The following is a 17,562-nucleotide window of genomic DNA, read 5'->3' on the forward strand; positions in this document are numbered from 1 at the left end:
TGGCGGAACGAGCGGTCCCTCTTCTCGGGGTCTGCGTTCGTTTGCCAAGAAAAGCCCCCCGAGCGCACTGTCACGCGCGTTCTGCCTTCACTCTTGGGAGCAAGGGGCGGATGCCGAGTGCATTAACCTCGCGTCATGGACGAGCCTTCAGATGAGTATCGACAGCTGTTCAAGGCCCTGTCCCAAAAGACGAGCAACGCGGATAGCGATCCCACGTCGGTTTTTCGCGAATCCATCGAGTTCGTTCGGGAGATCGAATCGATGTCGCAACTTGATCCGCTCGAACGTAGTTACCTCACGTTCTCAGCGTCTTCGATTGCCATCAATGCTGCCTCCGATCTTCAAGATCAGGATCTCTTGACGATAGGCCTGGACTTGGCCGAGAGAGCCTTGGAACTGGCGGACGCGGACACTGCCTTCCAAAAGCAGTGTCAATACAACGTGGCCAATGCAATCGTTGAGAGAGCGTCGCTCTCGCTTCCCCGCGGCCCAGGCGCACGAGAGGATTGGGAACCGCAACTCATACTGAGTCGAAGGTCGCAAGCTGCACTGCTTCGTCGTGCGCGAAGGTTGTTGTACCTCATTGCGATCTCCGATCGATCCGATCCACATACGAAGTCCGCCGCGGCCTTCAATCCTGCGAACGAGCTCGATCACAGCGGGCGCTGGTCTGAGGCTTTCGACTTCTACCTGCGCTCGCTCGAGGCTGATCCGACGAACGGCAACGCCGCGGGGAATCTCGCCTCGATGCTGCAGCACCGACTCGGGCGTGGGGTCGGACAGCTCGGGCACCTCGGTGCGGTGTATGACAAGTACGTTCGAATGGCTAAGCAGCTCAGTTCGGGAACCATTGAGTTTGCCTCTGCTGATGTGGCGGATCGGTGGGCGTCGCTTCAAGAGACGGGCAGCTTGGGTCATACCGATCATGGAATGCACCTAGACGACCCATACCGCGAATGGGTTGCTCAACATCGGCTAGCGTTGTCACCTGCCGTGGAGGGTCTCGGAACGGAGGCCGACCAGTGGGACACTGCCGTAGTTGATCGCCTGTTCACGACCGATCCAAGCCCCGACGTTCCAGAGATTCTTCGACAGTTGAACGTTCTAAAAGCGGACTTCATCGTCGCCCGTGAACTCGCCTATTCTTCGATCTCAGAGATTGCGGACGTCTTCATCGAGCAACTCCCGTCCGACTCCGGTCACTACGTCGACACACTCGACATGTCGCTTTTCGGTACGAAGTACTCGCGGCTGCTACTTGCGCACCGAGCGGCTCTCGACGTCCTCGACAAGACAGCGGTCGTCGCTAACGAACATTTCGGGGTCGACGATAAACCTTCGGCAGTGACCTTCAGATCGTTCTGGCACGAGAAATCAGGCGATCTTCGAACGAGCCTCGTTAAGAGCGACGGATACGCGTTCCCCGTACACGCACTCGACGAGTTGGCGTCAGATATCAGCAAGGACGGCATGTACGCGGAAGCACAAAGCCTCCGCAATGCCGGTACTCACCGAATAGTGCATGCAACGCTCGGCACCGCTTCAGGCGCGACGCAGAGGTCAACGAGTTCGATGGACCTCCTCGATCTGATCGAATCTTCGGTACAAGCACTCCAACTGACTCGAGCTGCCTACCTGTACCTTGTCGACCTCGTGGACGAATGGAATCGAGAAGAAGACCATCCGGGACTGCATGGCCGCCTGGACACTGCGACCTACTCGCCTCCCTCGTTCAGGAACGATGAGGCGACTCCCTCCGCGGATGACGGTCCCGTCTGATTCAGAGTCCTGGTCCGGGCAGACATGCGGCGGTGAGGTGACAAGGGTCGCGGAGGCCTGATAGCTGGACTCTGTCGCGCACGTTCATCCGGTACCTGCAGGCCGACCGCGGCCGGCGTCAATCTGGGCGGAATGACGCATTCAGTGCGGGAGGAACTCGCCGTGCCATGGCGGGTCCGCACCGGGTCGCGACACCGTGATCGCTGCGGCACTGACGGCTGCCTGGCCGAGCCTACGTAGGTCGTCGGCGCTGAACGAGCTTCGGTTCACCCAGTCGTGGCGGAGCAACTCGGCAAGGAGCGTGCCCATCCAGGTGTCGCCGGCGCCGATGGTGTCGGCGACCTTGACCTGCGGCACCCGCACCTCGACGTGCTGGTCGGTGGACGTCAGGAGAGCCGACTCGCCGCCGCGCGTGAGGGCGGTGATCGCGGGGCCAGAGCCCGCAAGCTCACGAAGCACCGAGAACACGTCGCTGTCTTCGTCCGCGAGCACCTCGGCGTCCTCGTCGCTCAGCTTCACGAAACGGCTCACGGACGCCAGGTCGAAGACCTGCCGGCGCAGGACGTCCGCCGATGGGGCGAGTGCAGGACGGATGTTTGGGTCGAAGCCGACCGGTACGCCCTGTGCATGAGCACGTCGCACGAACTCGGCGACCGTGTCCGCGCCGGGCGCCATCCAGGCGCCGATCGAGCCCACGTGGACGAGGTCGAATCCGGACGGGTCGGGAAGCTGCTCGGGGTCCCACCGGAGATCGAACTCGTAGGTGGCTGCACCGCGGGCGTCGAGCGCCGCGGTGGCAGACGCGGTCGGCGCCGGCGGCCCGACGTTCACCAGCGTCACGCCGCTCGCATCGAGGTGGGCGCGGATCAGGTCACCGAAGCGGTCGTCGCCCACCTGGGTGGCCAGCGTCGTGTCGATGCCCTGACGGGCCATGGTCACCGCGACGTTGAGGGGCGAGCCGCCGGGGTGCTCGGCGACGGTGCCGTCGGGCTTGCGGGTGACGTCCACGAGCGCCTCGCCGACGACGAGTGCGCGCGGAATGACGTTCATGGGACACCATCCTCCTCCACGCCGCTAGCCTCCTGCCATGACTGAGGCGCTCCAGGGGCTGACGGAACTCGCACGACTCGAGACCGAGCGTGACGGCCTGCAGCTGCAACTGGCGGCAGCCAACGATCAACTGGCCGACGCGGAGCGCCGCCATCAGGACGCGGTGGCCAAGCTCGAGACCGAGACGGCAGACGTCGAGAAGCTCGAGTCGTACTCGATGACCCGCATCCTGGCCGGATTGCGCGGAACGCGGGACGTGGACCTCTCCCGCGAGCGAGCCGAGCAGCTGGCGGCCCAGTACGCCGTTGCCGAAGCAGACGGCCGGCGCCAAGCCGCGCAGCGGGAGGTCGACAACCGCACGGAGCGTCTCGCCGCCATCGGAGATCTCGAGGATCGACGCACGCGGTTGCTCGCCCAGCGTGAGCGGGAGATCGCGGCCGACCCGGCCTCGGCCACCACGCATGCTCGGCTCACGGAGATCGCCAGCCGGCAAGGCGCCCTGGCGGCGGAAACCGTGCAGTTGCAGGAGGCGGTGGAGGCTGCCGCACACGCGCGGGTGGCGCTCGCCGAGGCGTCGGCGCACCTCAGCAGCGCCGGCACCTGGGCGACCTACGACACCTTCTTCGGCGGTGGTCTCGTGGGCGACCTGGTCAAGCACAACAAGCTCGACAAGGCCGGCGAGTTGATGCGCCGAGCCGACGCGGCGCTGGCCCACCTGGGTGCCGAGCTGGCTGACGTGAACGTCGACGCCGTGGGAGAAGTCGGCATCACCGAGCTCGCTCGGGTCTTCGACATCTGGTTCGACAACATCTTCAGCGACTACCAGGTGCGGCAACGGATCCGCGAGGCCGCCACTCGGATCGATGGTCTCCTCAGGGACGTCGACACGGTGGCGGGGGAGCTCGCCACCCGGGCGGCCGGGGTCACTGCGACGTTGGGTGGACTCGAAGCCTCACGCCGGGAGCTGCTGCTCGCGTGACGAGGCGTCAGTTTCCTTCGCGCGTCATCGGCACGTGGTCGATGCCGGCCTCCATGAAGTGCGGGCCGGTGGTGACGAAGCCGAACGACGCGTACCAGTCCTCGAGGTAGGCCTGGGCGCCGAGGCGGATCTTCTGGTCGCCCCAGCGGGCGATCACCTCGCGGATCAGTTGGCCGGAGAGGCCCTTCCCGCGAGCGTCCTCGAGCGTCGCGACGCGGCCGATCTTGCGGACGCCGTCGGAGAGGTACGTGCGCAGGTACGACTGCACGATGCCGTCGTCGTCGGTGATCCAGAGGTGGGTGCAGTCGTCGCGCAGGTCGACGCCGTCCACGTCCGGCTCGTCGCACTTCTGCTCGACGGCGAACACGACGTCGCGGATGCGCCAGATCTCGTAGACCTCGCGGGCGCTGAGCTCGGGACCGGTGCGGGCGGTGATCGTCACGGGTCGACTTTAGTGAGCCATTCAACGAGCCGCTTCACTCGACGTCCCAGCCGGTCGCGATGGCTTCCTTGCTCAGTGAGTCACGGAGGCGGCGCAGTTCGCGGGTGACGGCCTTCAGGTCATCATTCTGTGCGCGGTTCAGACGGGAGAGGCGGCGGCCGAGGTCTGCCTGGTCATTCAGAAGTTGGTAGCCACCGAGGCGGTCGACCTCGCGGATGAGCGAGTCAGTGGGCTCACCGAAGACCGCTGCGTCGTGGTGCAGCACGTCGCTGAGCCAGTGGTCGCCTCGTGCTCCGGAAGCCATGGCTCAGGGTTTCATGGATGTGGATGTGGTCTCGATACGCCGCTCGCTGCGCTCGCAAGCTACTCGACCAGCGGGTGCAAGTGTGGTCTCGATACGCCGCTACTCGACCAGCGGGTACACGCGTGGTCTCGATACGCTGCTATTTGACCAGCGGGTACACGCGTGGTCTCGATACGCCGCTCGCTTCGCTCGCGAGCTACTCGACCACCGGAACTGCGAGCAGGTGCTCGATCGACTCGAGCAGCTTCGCGCGCAGGGGAGCGGCAGCCTCCGTGAAGCCGCGCTGTCGGCGGACGTACTCGGCCTTGCCGTCGGCGGTCTCGATGGCGATGGGCTCGTAGCCGAGGTCGCTCAGGTCGTAGGGCGAGGCCATCATGTCGACCTCACGCACGGCGAGCGCCAGCTCGAACGTGTCCAGCACGATCGTCGACTCCACGAACGGCAGCAGCCGGAACGCGATCCGGTACAGGTCCATCGTGGCGTGGAGGCAGCCCGGCTGCTCCCACTCGAGCTGGTGCTCGCGGCCCAGCTCCTCGATGTTCAGCGGGCGCGCCTCGTCGGTGAAGAAGCGGAACGCGTCGACGTGCGTGCACGCGAGCTTGTGCGACTCGACGACCTCGTCGGTGCCGGCGGCGCCCAGGCGCAGGGGAGCAGGGTGGCGGCGGTCGTCGGCATCGCGGTAGACCATCGCCCACTCGTGCAGGCCGAAGCAACCGGTCCGCGCCGGACGCGAGGCCGTGTTGGCGAGGAGGTCGCGCGTCCACCGCAGGCCGGGCAGGCGCTTCTCGAGTCGGCTCGGATCCGCGGTCACCGCACCGTCGACCTCGACGTACGCACCGAGCGCCGCGTGCTCCGGCGCGTCCAGCAGGCCCACGCCCAACCCCGGATGCCAGCGCTCCAGCGCACCGGGGGAGAGGTTGTAGTACTCGAACAGGAAGTCCGCGACCGGGTGCTTCTCGCCGTTCGCCCGCCTCGCGAGGTGCGGCACCGTGTACTGCTGGGCGCGCTCACGGTGCGCCTCGGCGCGAGGCAGCCAGTCGGAGCGACTCAGGGTCGGCATGACGCGCAGGTGCCGAAGATCTCGAGCGTGTGCGAGATGTCGGCGAAGCCGTTCTCCTCGGCCACCCGGTCGGCCCAGCGCTCGACCGTGGGGCCCTCGACCTCGACCGTGCGCCCGCAGTCGCGGCACACCAGGTGATGGTGGTGCCCTCGGCTGCACCGCCGGTACAGCGTCTCGCCGTCGTCGGAGCGCAGCGCGTCGACCTCGTCGGCGTCCGCGAGCGCCTGCAGCGTGCGGTACACCGTCGACAGCCCCACGTTCTGGTCGCGGCTCTCCAGCAGCGCGTGGATCTGCTGGGCCGAGCGGAACCCGTCGAGGTCCTCCATGAGCTCGGCGACGGCCCGCCGCTGCCGGGTGTTGCGGGGTGCCTCAACCATGGGGTGCCTCCTGACGGGTGCGCATGTGCAGGACGCCGTTCGTCACGGATGAGACGACGAACACGGCGATGGCGATCATGACGATCGTCGGACCGGGCTGGGTGTCGATCTGGTAGCTGACCAGCAGTCCGCTGACCGCCGAGAACAACCCGATCCCCATCGCGGCCAGGTGCGTCGACCGGAAGCTGCGGGTCAGCTGCTGCGACGCCGCCACCGGCACGACCATCAACGCCGAGACGAGCAGCAGGCCGACGGTCCGCATGGCGACGGTGACCGTCACCGCCGCGAGCACGGCGATGAGGATGCCGTAGAGGCGTACCGGGATGCCCATGACGCGCGCCTGCGCCTCGTCCTGGCACAACGCGAACAGCTGCGGGCGCAGGGCGATCGTCGCGGCCACCACCACCAGGCCCAGGACGACGACGATCGCCAGGTCGGTGCGGCTCATCGTGATGATCGAGCCGAAGAGGAACCGGTTCAGGGTGGCCGCGTTCTCGCCGGCGAGGTTCGTCAGCAGGACACCGCCCGCGATGCCGCCGTAGAACAGCATCGCGAGCGCCAGGTCGCCGCTGGTGCGACCGACGCTGCGCAGCACCTCGAGCAGCACCGCCCCCGCGACCGCGACGATGAGCGCGGTGGTCAGCGGCGCGACGTTGGTCAGCAGGCCGAGCGCGACACCCGTCAGGGCGACGTGGCCGAGTCCGTCACCGAGCAACGCCAGCCGACGCTGGACGACGAACGTGCCCACTGCGGGTGCGGAGAGGCCGGTGATGATCGCGGCGATCAGCGCGTACTGCATGAAGGCGTGCGACAGGATGCTCATGACTGACCTCCGAGGGGACCCTCGGCGGGCACCGGACGCGTGGTGGCCGGCTCGCTGCTGTGGGCGTGGTCGTGTGCATGGTCGTGGGTGCCCGGGCCGTGGGCCGGTCCCTCGTACTCGACGAGTCCGCCTTCCAGGTGCACGGCGCGGTCGACCAGCGGCGCCAGCGGGCCCAGCTCGTGCGCGACCATGACGATCGCCGTGCCCCGCTCCTCGAGCTCGCCCAGCAACCGGGCGAACACCTCGGCGCTGTGCGCGTCGATGCCGGCCATCGGCTCGTCCATGACGACCAGGTCGGGATTGGCGACCAGCGCGCGGGCGATGTGCGCGCGCTGCTGCTGGCCGCCGGAGAGGTGGGTGATCGGACGCTTCGCGAGGCGGGACAGGCCGACCCGGTCGATCAGCTCGGCCGCGGCGGCGCGGTCGGATCGCGTGGGCCAGCCGAACCGCGGCCGGCGCGACAGGGCGCCGCTGAGCACGACCTCGGTGACGGTGGCCGGGACGCCCGAGAACATGTCGGGACGCTGGGCCATGTAGCCGATACGGCGGCGGTCGCCGAACTGAGCCAGGGGAGTGCCGAACAGCTCGATCGATCCGCGGTGCGGGATCAACCCGACGAGCGCGCGCACGAGCGTGGACTTGCCCGAGCCGTTGGCGCCGAGGATCGTGACGAACTCGCCGGGCAGCACCCGCAGGTCGACCCCGCGTAGCACCGGAGTGCCGCCGAGGTCGACGGTGACGCCCGTGGCGTCGATGACAGGAGTGGTGGTCACGAGCAGCCGTTCGCCTTCTGCAGGGCGGCGAGGTTCTGGCGCATGAGGGAAACGTAGTCCTCGTCGGCCGTCTCGTCCGAGAGGCCCTCGATCGGGTCGAGCACGTCCGTCGTCGCGCCGGTCTCCCGGGCGACGGTCTCGGCGAGCGCCGAGGACGCGAGCTGCTCGGTGAAGACGGTCGTGATGCCCTCGCGCTTCACCAGGTCGGTGATCTCGGCCAGGGCGGCCGTGCTGGGCTCGGACTGCGGGTCGACGCCGCTGATCGGGAGCTGGTCGAGGTCGTAGGCCGCGGCCAGGTGGCCGAACGCGGCATGCGACGTGACGAAGTCGTTGCGGTCGCACTGGGCGAGTCCGGACGTGAAGTCGGCGTCGAGCGACTCGAGCTCGGCCACGAGCTCGGCGGCGTTGGCCTCGAACACCTCGCGGAGCTCGGGGTCGGCCGTGATCAGCGCGTCGCGGACGTGGCCGGCGGCGGTCACCATGTTGGCCGGGTCGAGCCACACGTGCGGGTCCTCCTCGCCGTGGTCGTGGCCCTCGTGGTCGCCGGCCTCGACCTCGGCAACGTCCTGTGCGAGATCGACGGTGGAGTCGTCCTCGCGGTCGGCGTCCTCGAGCGCGGCGTCGATCGCGGTCTGGAAGTCGGAGAGGTAGACCATGACGTCGGCCTCGTTGACCTTCACGACCTGCTTGGCGGTGAGCTCGAGGTCGTGGGCCTCGGCGCCGGGGGACGTCAGCGTCGTGACGGCCACGTCGCCGCCGCCGATCCGCTCGGCCAGGAACTGCGCCGGGTAGAAGGACGCCACCACCTGGACGCGCCCGTCGTCCTCGGCATCCGCGCCGCACGCGGCCAGGGACAAGGACAGGGCGGCAGCGGTCAGCGCGGGAAGGAGCCTCATGACAACCATTGTCAGGAAGAGTGAGAACCGTTGTCAAATCGTGCTGAGGTATCGTGAGCGGTTGACCTCGGGCGCGTCTCGTCACGACGACACGCATCGGCCCGCCGACATCCAGCCGGACAGGATTTCCCCCCATGGCCTCAGTCACCGACACCGTCATCAGCCTCGCCAAGCGCCGCGGCTTCGTCTACCAGTGCGGCGAGATCTACGGCGGCACCCGCTCCGCCTGGGACTACGGGCCCCTGGGCGTCGAGCTCAAGGAGAACGTCAAGCGCCAGTGGTGGCGCTCGATGGTGCAGAGCCGCGACGACGTCGTCGGCCTCGACTCCTCGGTGATCCTTCCCACCCGCGTGTGGGAGGCCTCCGGCCACCTCGCCGCCTTCGTCGACCCGCTCGTCGAGTGCCTGCAGTGCCACAAGCGCTACCGCCAGGACCACCTGCAGGAGGCGTACGCCGAGAAGCACGGCCTCGACGACCCCGACGCGGTCGAGATGTCGATCCTGGTCTGCGCCAACTGCGGCACCCGCGGCGAGTGGACCGAGCCGCGCATGTTCAACGGCCTGCTCAAGACGTTCCTCGGCCCGGTCGAGTCCGAGGAGGGCATGCACTACCTGCGTCCCGAGACGGCGCAGGGCATCTTCGTCAACTTCAGCCAGGTCATGACCTCGTCGCGCAAGAAGCCCCCGTTCGGCATCGGCCAGATCGGCAAGAGCTTCCGCAACGAGATCACGCCCGGCAACTTCATCTTCCGCACGCGCGAGTTCGAGCAGATGGAGATGGAGTTCTTCGTCAAGCCCGGCGAGGACGAGGAGTGGCACCAGTACTGGATCGACACGCGCCTGAAGTGGTACACCGACCTCGGCGTCAACCCCGACAACCTGCGCCTCTACGAGCACCCGGCCGAGAAGCTCTCGCACTACTCCAAGCGCACGGTCGACATCGAGTACCGCTTCGGCTTCGCCGGCTCGGAGTTCGGTGAGCTCGAGGGCGTCGCCAACCGCACCGACTTCGACCTGTCGACGCACGCCAAGCACTCGGGCCAGGACCTGTCGTACTTCGACCAGGCCAACAACGAGCGCTGGACGCCGTACGTCATCGAGCCGGCAGCCGGCGTCAACCGCTCGCTGATGGCGTTCCTGGTCGACGCGTACACCGAGGACGAGGCGCCCAACGCCAAGGGCGGCGTCGACAAGCGCACCGTGCTCAAGCTCGACCACCGCCTGTCGCCGGTCAAGGTCGCGGTGCTGCCGCTGTCGCGCAACGAGGCCCTCTCGCCGAAGGCGCGCGACCTCGCGGCCGAGCTGCGCCAGAACTGGAACGTCGACTTCGACGACGCGCAGGCCATCGGCAAGCGCTACCGCCGCCAGGACGAGATCGGCACGCCGTACTGCATCACGGTCGACTTCGACACGCTCGAGGACGACGCCGTGACGATCCGTGAGCGCGACTCGATGTCGCAGGAGCGCATCGGCCTGGACCAGGTCAGCGGCTACCTCGCGTCGCGCCTCATCGGTTGCTGATGCGGCGGATCGCGGCCGTCGCCCTGCTGCTCGCCCTCGCCGCCTGCTCCGGCGGCGAGGCCGAGCAGGACGCTGCCCCGGAGCCGGGCTTCGCCGTGCCGCAGGGCCTCACGCTGTCCGAGCCGGGCACCGAGAAGAAGCTGGGCGAGAGCCTGGCCGTCGCGTACCCCAGCGCGGACGACGAGGCCGGAACGGCGCTGGCCCTGGGCGTCACGACCGTGACGAAGGCGCCGCGCAAGCACCTGGCCCTCTACCGCGTCCCGGCCGGGATGGATCCGTACTACGTGCGCGTCATGGTGGCCAACCGCGGTCCGGCGGTCGCGTCGTTCCCGGCCGGCCCTCCGTGGTGGCTCCACGTCGCCGGTGACGTGCTGGTCCCGCCGACCGCCGCTCCCGCCGGCTTCACGCGCTGCGAGGCGCCCCGGGTCGGCAAGACGCTGCCGGCCGCCGGCAGCGTCAAGGGCTGCCTGCTGTTCTTCGTGCCGCGGGGCACGGCGGTCGAGTCCGTCGACTTCCAGCCCGGCGGCGTCACGACGGCGGTCCGATGGCGACGATGACGCAGGGGCTCGACCTGGGCAACGTCCACGTCGACGTGCCGGTGGTGCTCGCGCCCATGGCAGGCGTCACCAACGTGGCCTTCCGCCGGCTCTGCGCCGAGCAGGGCGCGGGACTCTACGTGTGCGAGATGATCACGACCCGCGGGCTCGTCGAGGGCGACCGGGTGAGCCTCTCGATGCTGACGTTCGCCGAGGGCGAGCAGGTCCGGTCGGTGCAGCTCTACGGCATCGATCCCGACACCGTGGGCCGCGCCGTCGAGATCCTGTGCGCCGACCACGGCGTCGACCACGTCGACCTCAACTTCGGCTGCCCGGTGCCCAAGATCACCCGCAAGGGCGGCGGCTCCGCCCTGCCGTGGAAGGCCACGCTGCTCGGCCAGATCCTCACCGCGGCCGTGCGTGCCGCCGAGCCCTACGGCGTGCCCGTCACGATGAAGACCCGGAAGGGCATCGACGAGGACCACCTCACGTATCTCGACGCCGGGCGCATCGCGCAGGACACCGGCTGTGCCGCGATCGCCCTGCACGGCCGCACCGCCGCGCAGCACTACAGCGGCCGCGCCGACTGGGACGCGATCGGCGAGCTCAAGGCCGCCGTCGACATCCCCGTCCTGGGCAACGGCGACATCTGGGAGGCGTCCGACGCCCTCGCGATGGTCGAGCACACCGGCTGCGACGGGGTCGTCGTCGGCCGCGGGTGCCTGGGCCGGCCCTGGCTGTTCCGCGACCTGGCCGCCGCGTTCGAGGGCCGCACCGTCGCCACGCTGCCGCCGCTCGGCGAGGTGATGGCGGTCATGCGCCGCCACGCAGAGCTGCTGGGGGAGTGGCTGGGCGAGGAGCGCGGCTGCGTCGAGTTCCGCAAGCACGTCGCCTGGTACCTGAAGGGCTTCCCGGCGGGCTCGAGCGTGCGCGAGCAGCTGGGCAAGGTGAGCTCGCTGCGCGCCCTCGACGAGCTGCTGGCCGACCTCGACCCGACCGAGCCGTTCCCCGTCAGCGAGCTGGGCGTGCCGCGCGGGCGTCAGGGCTCGCCGCGGAAGGTCGTGCTGCCCGAGGGCTGGCTCGACTCGCGCGAGATGGTCGGCGCGATGGACGCGTCGGCCGAGGACGCCGCCAGCGGCGGCTGAGTCCGTCGGGCCAACCGGGCGCGCTCGACCTCCTCGAAGGTCACGGTGCGCGCCACGGCCGCGTCGAGGTGCTTGATCTGCGCCGAGACCGGTCCGTCGGGGGTGTGCACCTCGACGCTCGCGACGCCGCGGCGGCGCTCCAGCGGACCCTGCGAGAACTCGACGGACTGCACCTTGTGGTGCGGCACGATCGACCGGTGCCGCGTGATCCAGCCCGTGGCCGTGGTGACGGTGTGCGCGGTCGCGGCAAGCGATCGGTACCGCCAGCCGATCGGCGCGAAGAGTCGCGAGCGATGCGTCGGGCGCACGGGCTCGGTGGTGCCGCGCTCGGGGTCGGGCACGAGCTCCTCGACGATCCGCATCGCGAGGTCGTGGTGCGCGATCGGCAGGAGCGTCGTGGTCGAGACTCCACCGTCGCTCTCGCCCGGGTTGCCGTAGCCGGCGACGTCGACGTCGAGGCGGGCCCAGCGGTAGCGGCGCCACACGATCGGCTCGACGACGCCCACGCCCTGGACCCGGTCGTAGGGGATGGTCTGCGAGCTGCGGCTGAGCAGCCCGCGCTCGATCCGCAGCCCGCGCTCGCCGCGCGACAGGGTGAAGTTCCACTGCGCGACGATCCGGGTCATGATCATCTGCACGACGGCCCAGGAGGCGGGCAGGATCAGCGGCAGCAGCGCCCAGCCGATGTCCTCGAGCAGGAACGCGGCCACCACCGAGCCGAGCGTCGCCAGCACCGTGCCGACGAAGTCGAGCGACAGCAGCGTGCCGTAGATGATCTGGTCGGGCGGCACGACGTGCAGCACGACGCGCTGCTCCTCGGGCGGGAGCTCGCCGGTCTCGTCCCTGGGGGAGCCGCCGTGGGCACGGGTCAGCAGGAGCCGGCGCAGCCGGCGCGCCTCGACCAGGGTGAGGAAGCGCAGGCGGGTGCGCGAGTCGGACCCGCCGGCCATCTCGATGGTCAGCTCGGACAGCCCGACGAGGCGCGCGATGAGCGGCTCGTTGATGTCGACGGACTGCAGCCGCTCGAAGGGGATCCGTCGCGAGGACTTGAACAGGATGCCGCGCTCGACCCGGATCTCCGCGTCGTCGATGACGTAGCGCGTGAAGAGCCAGCTGACGTAGCCGGCGGCCAGGCCACCGAGGAAGCCCGCCGGGATCGAGGCGAGGGCCCACCACTGCAGATCGTCGAAGTCGAGCAGCTGCCACGCCAGCGCGACGGCCACGCCGGCACCCCAGATCAGCCCCTGCAGCAGGGCGCTCAACGGGTGGGTGCGGTGCGCCTCAGACGCCGGCGCCATGACCCTCACCCAGATCGGTCAGCCGGTCGCGCAGACGGGTGGCCTCGTCGAGCGGGACACCGGGGATCGCCGCGGCGGTGGCCGTCGAGGCGGTGTGCAGCGTCACGGTGCCGAAGCCGAGGGCGCGCGCCAACGGGCCGGACTGGACGTCGACGAACTGCATGCGGCCGTAGGGCACGACGACGAGCCGGCGGAACATGATGCCGCCGCGCACGACGAAGTCGTCCTCGTCCTCGGCGTAGCCCCAGCTACGCCGGTTGCGCGGCGCCCACCACCAGACCCAGGCCGTCAGCGCGAGGCCGAGAGCGCCGGGGAGCCACAGGAGCCACGCCCAGCCGTCGACGAGGTCTGCGAGCTGCAGCCACAGCACGAGCGACACGAGGACCAGGAACAGCCCGCACGCCGACCCGACGAGGCCGCGCGCCGTCGCGAGTCGAGGGGAGATCGGGGTCCACACGCCCGCCGGACTGGTGAACAGGTCCTCACGCATGCCTCACACCCTAGGGGCACGGTTGACCCTGCCGCCGGTGCGGTGAGACACTGATAGACGCAGCCTTTCGTGCTGCCGTACGACTCCACCTCCTCCTTCGCAAAGGATGATCATGGCCAAAGCGCTGTTCGGCCACCTCGGGGCTCCCTCCGCAGAGCATGCTCACGAGACCGCCGTCCTGCGTCGCCGGATCGGTGACCTCGAGAACGAGGTGCTGCGACTCAAGGCCGAGAACGACGGCCTCCTCGCGCGCCTCGCCGAGACCGCTCACGACGGCGACTTCGCCGAGCTCCTCGAGTCCGCATCTCGCTGACCCGCGGCGTTTCCCCTGCGATGGCCGCCATCGCAGGCACTAGGCTGACGTCGTGTATCTGAAGACCCTCACGCTGCGGGGTTTCAAGTCCTTCGCCTCGTCGACGACCCTGGCGCTCGAACCGGGCATCACCGCAGTCGTCGGCCCCAACGGCTCCGGCAAGTCCAATGTCGTCGACGCCTTGTCCTGGGTCATGGGCGAGCAGGGTGCCAAGACCCTGCGCGGCGGCAAGATGGAGGACGTCATCTTCGCCGGCACCGCCGGCCGCGCGCCGCTGGGCCGCGCCGAGGTCGTGCTGACGATCGACAACACCGACGGCGCCCTGCCGATCGAGTACTCCGAGGTCACGATCAGCCGCACGATGTTCCGCAGCGGCGGCTCCGAGTACGCCATCAACGGCAACACCTGCCGGCTGCTCGACGTCCAGGAGCTGCTGAGCGACTCCGGCATCGGCCGCGAGATGCACGTCATCGTCGGCCAGGGCCAGCTCGACTCGGTCCTGCGCGCCACCCCCGAGGAACGGCGCGGCTTCGTCGAGGAGGCGGCCGGCGTCCTCAAGCACCGCAAGCGCAAGGAGAAGGCGCTCCGCAAGCTCGACGCGACGCAGGACAACCTGACCCGCCTCAACGACGTGCTCACCGAGCTGCGCCGCCAGCTCAAGCCGCTGGGCCGCCAGGCCGAGGTCGCCCGCCGCGCCGCCGGCATCCAGTCCACGGTCCGCGACGCCCGCGCCCGGCTGCTGGCCGACGACATCGTCGCCGCCCGCACCACGATCGAGACCGAGCTGGCCGACGAGACCGCGCTGCGCACCCGGCGCGAGGAGGTCGAGAAGGCCCTCGCCGACGCCCGCGAGGTCGAGGCCGAGCTCGAGCAGGCGCTGGCCGCCGACGCCCCGCTGCTCAGCCGCGCCCAGGAGACCGTCTACGCGCTCGGCAGCCTGCGCGAGCGCTTCAACGGCACCGCCAACCTGGCGCGCGACCGCATCCGGCTGGCCGCCGACGCCACCGACGACCGCGTCGACGGGCGCGATCCCGAGGAGCTCGAGGCCGACGCGCGACGTGCGCAGGAGCGGCTCGTCGAGCTCGAGGCCGACGTCACGACGTCCGCCGAGGCCCTGCAGACCACGATCGACGACCGCGCCAAGGCCGAGGCGGCCTACTCGGTCGAGGAACGTCGGATCGCCGGCCTGCTGCGGGCCGCCGCCGACCGCCGCGAGGGGCTCGCGCGCCTGCACGGCCAGGTCAACGGCCTCAAGAGCCGGGCCGCCGCCGCCGGAGAGGAGATCGGCCGGCTGACCGCCGCCCAGGCCGAGGCCCGCCAGCGCGCCGACGAGTCCCAGCACGAGTTCAGTGCCCTCGAGAGCACGATCGCCGGGCTCAGCGCCGGCGAGTCCGGCCTCGACGAGGAGCTGGAGGAGGCCGAGGAGGCGCTCGGCACCGCCGAGGCCGCCGTCGCCGAGCTCGCCACCCGCCGCGACGAGCTGGAGAAGCGCCTCGCCACGGCCACCGCGCGCAAGGAGGCCCTCGAGCTGGGCCTCAACCGCAAGGACGGCTCGGGTGCGCTGCTCGCGGCGTCCGACCGGCTCAACGGGGTGCTCGGCTCGCTCGCCGCGCTGATCACCGTCCGGGGTGGCCACGAGGCCGCCGTCGGCGCCGCCCTCGGCTCGGCCGCCGACGCCGTGGCCGTGGACCGCGTCGACTCCGCCATCGACGCCCTGCACCTGCTGCGTGACGAGGACCTCGGCCGCGCCGGCCTGCTGCTGGGATCCGGCGACGTCTCCACCGACGGATGGCCCGCCCTGCCGGCCGGAGCCGTCTACGCGGAGTCGCTGGTCGAGGCGCCCGCCGAGCTGCGCGGCTCCATGCGCCGCCTGCTGCACAAGGTGGCCGTCGTCGAGAGCCTCGCCGACGCCCGCCGCCTCGTGTCCGACCTGCCCGACGTCACCGCCGTCACGGCCGACGGCGACCGCATCGGCGCGCACTTCGCCGAGGGCGGGTCCACGTCGACCCCCAGCCTGATCGAGGTGACGGCCGCGGTCGACGAGGCCGCCGACACGATCGAGCGCACGGGCCGCGAGCTCGAGTCGCTCCGCTTCGAGGCCGAGAAGGCCAAGGCCGCCACCGAGACCGCCCAGGACCGGGTCGACGCGGCGCTCGCCCGCCTGCACGAGTCCGACGCGTCGATGTCGGCCGTGGCCGAGAAGCTGGCCCAGCTGGGCACCACCAGCCGGTCGGCCGCCGCCGAGGCCGAGCGCCTCCAGGCCGCCATCGTCGCCGCCGAGGAGGCCCGCGACCGCGACGTCGCCGGACTCACCGAGCTCGAGGAGCGTCTCGCCGCCGCCGAGGAGGCGCCCGACGTCGAGCCCGACACCACCGAGATGGAGCAGCTCGCCGAGCAGGCCTCGGCCGCCCGTCGCGCCGAGACCGACGCACGACTGGCGCTGCGCACCGCCGAGGAGCGGGCCAAGGCGCTCACGGCCCAGGTCACCTCGTTGCTGCAGGCCGCCGAGGCCGAGCGCGAGGCCCGCGAACGCGCCCGGATCCGCGCCGAGCGCCGCCGCCGCGAGGCCGAGGTCGCCACCGCAGTCCTGCGCGCCGCCGAGACCGCGATGTCGGCCCTCGAGCAGTCGTACGCCGACGCCACCCGCGCCCGGGTCGAGATCGAGCACTCCCGCGCCGACCGCGAGCAGCGCCTCAAGGAGGCCCGCTCCACCGTCCGCGGCCTGTCGTCCGACCTCGCCGGCTTGACCGACTCGGTCCACAAGGACGAGATGGCCCGCGCCCAGCTGCGGCTGCGCCTCGAGGGCCTGCAGGAGCGCGCGCTCGAGGAGCTCGGCGTCGAGCCCGACACCCTCGTGGCCGAGTACGGTCCCGACCAGCTCGTCCCCGTGATCGAGGGCGAGGGGGAGGGCGAGCCGATCCGGTACGACCGCGCCGAGCAGGCCAAGCGGCTCAAGACGGCCGAGCGCGAGCTGGCCATGCTGGGCAAGGTCAACCCGCTGGCGCTGGAGGAGTTCTCCGCGCTGGAGGAGCGCCACCAGTTCCTGTCCGAGCAGCTCGACGACCTGCGCAAGACCCGCGAGGACCTGCTGGGGATCGTCGCCGACGTCGACGAGCAGGTCGAGCGCGTCTTCACCGAGGCCTGGACCGACGTCGAGCGCGAGTTCAACGACGTCTTCTCGCGGCTGTTCCCCGGTGGCGAGGGTCGCCTGATCCTCACCGACCCGTCCGACATGCTCACCACCGGCATCGACGTCGAGGCGCGGCCCCCGGGCAAGAAGGTCAAGCGGCTGTCGCTGCTGTCCGGCGGCGAGCGCTCGCTGGTCGCGGTCGCGTTCCTCGTGGCGCTGTTCAAGGCCCGTCCCAGCCCGTTCTACATCCTCGACGAGGTCGAGGCGGCACTCGACGACACCAACCTCGGCCGCCTGCTGGAGATCTACGAGGAGCTGCGGGCCAACTCCCAGCTCATCGTCATCACGCACCAGAAGCGCACGATGGAGGTCTGCGACGCGCTCTACGGCGTCACGATGCGCGGCGACGGCGTCTCGGCCGTCATCAGCCAGCGCCTGCGCGAGGAGGCGTCGGCGTGACCTCACCCGATCGCCCCGGGACGTACACGATCTCGACCCGGTGGGAGGACGAGGACGTCTACGGCCACGTCAACAACGTGAAGTACTACTCGTACTAACGGGGCGAAAGTCAACCAGACGTGACGACGGTCGACATGGGCGAATACGGTCTATATTGCAAGGCGAACTGCAGATAGTCAGGGTGAGTC

Annotated in this window: 18 protein-coding genes; 8 read left to right on the forward strand and 10 right to left on the reverse strand. The window is 69.9% G+C overall.

What is annotated here, in order from left to right:
* The first annotated feature begins 135 nt into the window (after positions 1–135).
* A complete protein-coding gene (locus tag AFL01nite_RS02415) occupies positions 136–1,779 on the forward strand; it encodes an LA2681 family HEPN domain-containing protein (protein WP_146825487.1) in 1,644 nt (547 codons plus the stop codon).
* Positions 1,780–1,920: 141 nt separating this feature from the next.
* Here AFL01nite_RS02415 and AFL01nite_RS02420 read toward each other — a convergent pair whose 3' ends face one another.
* On the reverse strand, positions 1,921–2,829 hold the full coding sequence (locus tag AFL01nite_RS02420) for a carbohydrate kinase family protein (RefSeq protein WP_146825488.1): 909 nt from the start codon (positions 2,827–2,829) through the stop codon (positions 1,921–1,923).
* A 37-nt stretch (positions 2,830–2,866) separates the two neighbouring features.
* Between AFL01nite_RS02420 and AFL01nite_RS02425 the strand changes: the two genes are divergently transcribed.
* Positions 2,867–3,808, forward strand: a complete 942-nt coding sequence (locus AFL01nite_RS02425) for a hypothetical protein (RefSeq protein WP_146825489.1) — start codon at positions 2,867–2,869, stop codon at positions 3,806–3,808.
* Positions 3,809–3,815: 7 nt separating this feature from the next.
* Here the strand turns inward: AFL01nite_RS02425 and AFL01nite_RS02430 are convergent, their stop codons facing one another.
* The 7 genes from AFL01nite_RS02430 to AFL01nite_RS02460 all read right to left on the reverse strand — a co-directional run bounded on the left by AFL01nite_RS02430 (position 3,816) and on the right by AFL01nite_RS02460 (position 8,483).
* Positions 3,816–4,250 carry a GNAT family N-acetyltransferase gene (locus AFL01nite_RS02430; protein WP_146825490.1) on the reverse strand — a complete coding sequence of 145 codons (435 nt, stop codon included), beginning with the start codon at positions 4,248–4,250 and terminating at the stop codon, positions 3,816–3,818.
* 34 nt (positions 4,251–4,284) lie between these two features.
* On the reverse strand, positions 4,285–4,554 hold the full coding sequence (locus AFL01nite_RS02435) for a hypothetical protein (protein WP_146825491.1): 270 nt from the start codon (positions 4,552–4,554) through the stop codon (positions 4,285–4,287).
* Positions 4,555–4,750: 196 nt separating this feature from the next.
* Complete coding sequence (locus AFL01nite_RS02440; RefSeq protein ID WP_146825492.1) at positions 4,751–5,614, reverse strand: 3-methyladenine DNA glycosylase; 864 nt, start codon at positions 5,612–5,614, stop codon at positions 4,751–4,753.
* A complete protein-coding gene (locus AFL01nite_RS02445; protein ID WP_146825493.1) occupies positions 5,602–5,991 on the reverse strand; it encodes a Fur family transcriptional regulator in 390 nt (129 codons plus the stop codon). The genes AFL01nite_RS02440 and AFL01nite_RS02445 overlap by 13 nt, the downstream gene beginning before the upstream one ends.
* Positions 5,984–6,814, reverse strand: a complete 831-nt coding sequence (locus AFL01nite_RS02450; protein WP_146825494.1) for a metal ABC transporter permease — start codon at positions 6,812–6,814, stop codon at positions 5,984–5,986. The genes AFL01nite_RS02445 and AFL01nite_RS02450 overlap by 8 nt, the downstream gene beginning before the upstream one ends.
* Positions 6,811–7,587, reverse strand: coding sequence for a metal ABC transporter ATP-binding protein (locus AFL01nite_RS02455; protein WP_186813780.1), 777 nt, complete (start codon positions 7,585–7,587; stop codon positions 6,811–6,813). Before AFL01nite_RS02455 ends, AFL01nite_RS02450 begins: the two co-directional genes overlap by 4 nt.
* A complete protein-coding gene (locus AFL01nite_RS02460) occupies positions 7,584–8,483 on the reverse strand; it encodes a metal ABC transporter substrate-binding protein (RefSeq protein WP_222593351.1) in 900 nt (299 codons plus the stop codon). The genes AFL01nite_RS02455 and AFL01nite_RS02460 overlap by 4 nt, the downstream gene beginning before the upstream one ends.
* Positions 8,484–8,617: 134 nt before the next feature.
* On the opposite strand from AFL01nite_RS02460, the gene AFL01nite_RS02465 reads away from it, so the two are divergent.
* From AFL01nite_RS02465 to dusB, 3 genes are read left to right on the forward strand one after another with little or no spacing between them, the layout of a single operon-like run.
* Complete coding sequence (locus AFL01nite_RS02465) at positions 8,618–10,003, forward strand: glycine--tRNA ligase (RefSeq protein WP_146825497.1); 1,386 nt, start codon at positions 8,618–8,620, stop codon at positions 10,001–10,003.
* A complete protein-coding gene (locus AFL01nite_RS02470) occupies positions 10,003–10,560 on the forward strand; it encodes a hypothetical protein (protein ID WP_146825498.1) in 558 nt (185 codons plus the stop codon). Before AFL01nite_RS02465 ends, AFL01nite_RS02470 begins: the two co-directional genes overlap by 1 nt.
* The gene (gene dusB, locus AFL01nite_RS02475; protein WP_371862809.1) at positions 10,548–11,684 is read left to right on the forward strand and encodes a tRNA dihydrouridine synthase DusB; all 1,137 of its coding nucleotides are present in this window, start codon (positions 10,548–10,550) and stop codon (positions 11,682–11,684) included. The genes AFL01nite_RS02470 and dusB overlap by 13 nt, the downstream gene beginning before the upstream one ends.
* Here the strand turns inward: dusB and AFL01nite_RS02480 are convergent.
* Both AFL01nite_RS02480 and AFL01nite_RS02485 read right to left on the reverse strand, forming a co-directional pair.
* Positions 11,579–12,982 carry a PH domain-containing protein gene (locus AFL01nite_RS02480; RefSeq protein ID WP_146825499.1) on the reverse strand — a complete coding sequence of 468 codons (1,404 nt, stop codon included), beginning with the start codon at positions 12,980–12,982 and terminating at the stop codon, positions 11,579–11,581. The two genes, dusB and AFL01nite_RS02480, sit on opposite strands and share 106 nt — an antisense overlap.
* Positions 12,966–13,472: a PH domain-containing protein gene (locus tag AFL01nite_RS02485; protein ID WP_146825500.1), complete on the reverse strand. Its 507-nt coding sequence runs from the start codon at positions 13,470–13,472 to the stop codon at positions 12,966–12,968. Before AFL01nite_RS02485 ends, AFL01nite_RS02480 begins: the two co-directional genes overlap by 17 nt.
* A gap of 112 nt (positions 13,473–13,584) precedes the next feature.
* On the opposite strand from AFL01nite_RS02485, the gene AFL01nite_RS02490 reads away from it, so the two are divergent.
* Genes AFL01nite_RS02490 through AFL01nite_RS15550 form a run of 3 tightly spaced genes read left to right on the forward strand, consistent with a single transcriptional unit; the run spans position 13,585 to position 17,472 of the window.
* On the forward strand, positions 13,585–13,785 hold the full coding sequence (locus AFL01nite_RS02490; RefSeq protein ID WP_146825501.1) for a hypothetical protein: 201 nt from the start codon (positions 13,585–13,587) through the stop codon (positions 13,783–13,785).
* Between the two features lie 52 nt (positions 13,786–13,837).
* Positions 13,838–17,374: a chromosome segregation protein SMC gene (smc, locus tag AFL01nite_RS02495; RefSeq protein ID WP_146825502.1), complete on the forward strand. Its 3,537-nt coding sequence runs from the start codon at positions 13,838–13,840 to the stop codon at positions 17,372–17,374.
* Complete coding sequence (locus tag AFL01nite_RS15550) at positions 17,371–17,472, forward strand: acyl-ACP thioesterase domain-containing protein (protein WP_246119551.1); 102 nt, start codon at positions 17,371–17,373, stop codon at positions 17,470–17,472. The genes smc and AFL01nite_RS15550 overlap by 4 nt, the downstream gene beginning before the upstream one ends.
* The last annotated feature ends 90 nt before the right edge of the window (positions 17,473–17,562 follow it).

Source organism: Aeromicrobium flavum, assembly GCF_007992115.1.
Taxonomy (GTDB): Bacteria; Actinomycetota; Actinomycetes; order Propionibacteriales; family Nocardioidaceae; genus Aeromicrobium; species Aeromicrobium flavum.

What these genes read in the sequence shown, in the direction of transcription:
- AFL01nite_RS02415 (WP_146825487.1), top strand. Translation starts at nt 136, where the DNA reads ATGGACGAGCCTTCAGATGAGTATCGACAGCTGTTCAAGGCCCTGTCC.
- AFL01nite_RS02420 (WP_146825488.1), bottom strand. Translation starts at nt 2,829, where the DNA reads ATGAACGTCATTCCGCGCGCACTCGTCGTCGGCGAGGCGCTCGTGGAC.
- AFL01nite_RS02425 (WP_146825489.1), top strand. Translation starts at nt 2,867, where the DNA reads ATGACTGAGGCGCTCCAGGGGCTGACGGAACTCGCACGACTCGAGACC.
- AFL01nite_RS02435 (WP_146825491.1), bottom strand. Translation starts at nt 4,554, where the DNA reads ATGGCTTCCGGAGCACGAGGCGACCACTGGCTCAGCGACGTGCTGCAC.
- AFL01nite_RS02440 (WP_146825492.1), bottom strand. Translation starts at nt 5,614, where the DNA reads ATGCCGACCCTGAGTCGCTCCGACTGGCTGCCTCGCGCCGAGGCGCAC.
- AFL01nite_RS02445 (WP_146825493.1), bottom strand. Translation starts at nt 5,991, where the DNA reads ATGGTTGAGGCACCCCGCAACACCCGGCAGCGGCGGGCCGTCGCCGAG.
- AFL01nite_RS02450 (WP_146825494.1), bottom strand. Translation starts at nt 6,814, where the DNA reads ATGAGCATCCTGTCGCACGCCTTCATGCAGTACGCGCTGATCGCCGCG.
- AFL01nite_RS02460 (WP_222593351.1), bottom strand. Translation starts at nt 8,483, where the DNA reads ATGAGGCTCCTTCCCGCGCTGACCGCTGCCGCCCTGTCCTTGTCCCTG.
- AFL01nite_RS02465 (WP_146825497.1), top strand. Translation starts at nt 8,618, where the DNA reads ATGGCCTCAGTCACCGACACCGTCATCAGCCTCGCCAAGCGCCGCGGC.
- AFL01nite_RS02470 (WP_146825498.1), top strand. Translation starts at nt 10,003, where the DNA reads ATGCGGCGGATCGCGGCCGTCGCCCTGCTGCTCGCCCTCGCCGCCTGC.
- dusB (WP_371862809.1), top strand. Translation starts at nt 10,548, where the DNA reads ATGGCGACGATGACGCAGGGGCTCGACCTGGGCAACGTCCACGTCGAC.
- AFL01nite_RS02480 (WP_146825499.1), bottom strand. Translation starts at nt 12,982, where the DNA reads ATGGCGCCGGCGTCTGAGGCGCACCGCACCCACCCGTTGAGCGCCCTG.
- AFL01nite_RS02485 (WP_146825500.1), bottom strand. Translation starts at nt 13,472, where the DNA reads ATGCGTGAGGACCTGTTCACCAGTCCGGCGGGCGTGTGGACCCCGATC.
- AFL01nite_RS02490 (WP_146825501.1), top strand. Translation starts at nt 13,585, where the DNA reads ATGGCCAAAGCGCTGTTCGGCCACCTCGGGGCTCCCTCCGCAGAGCAT.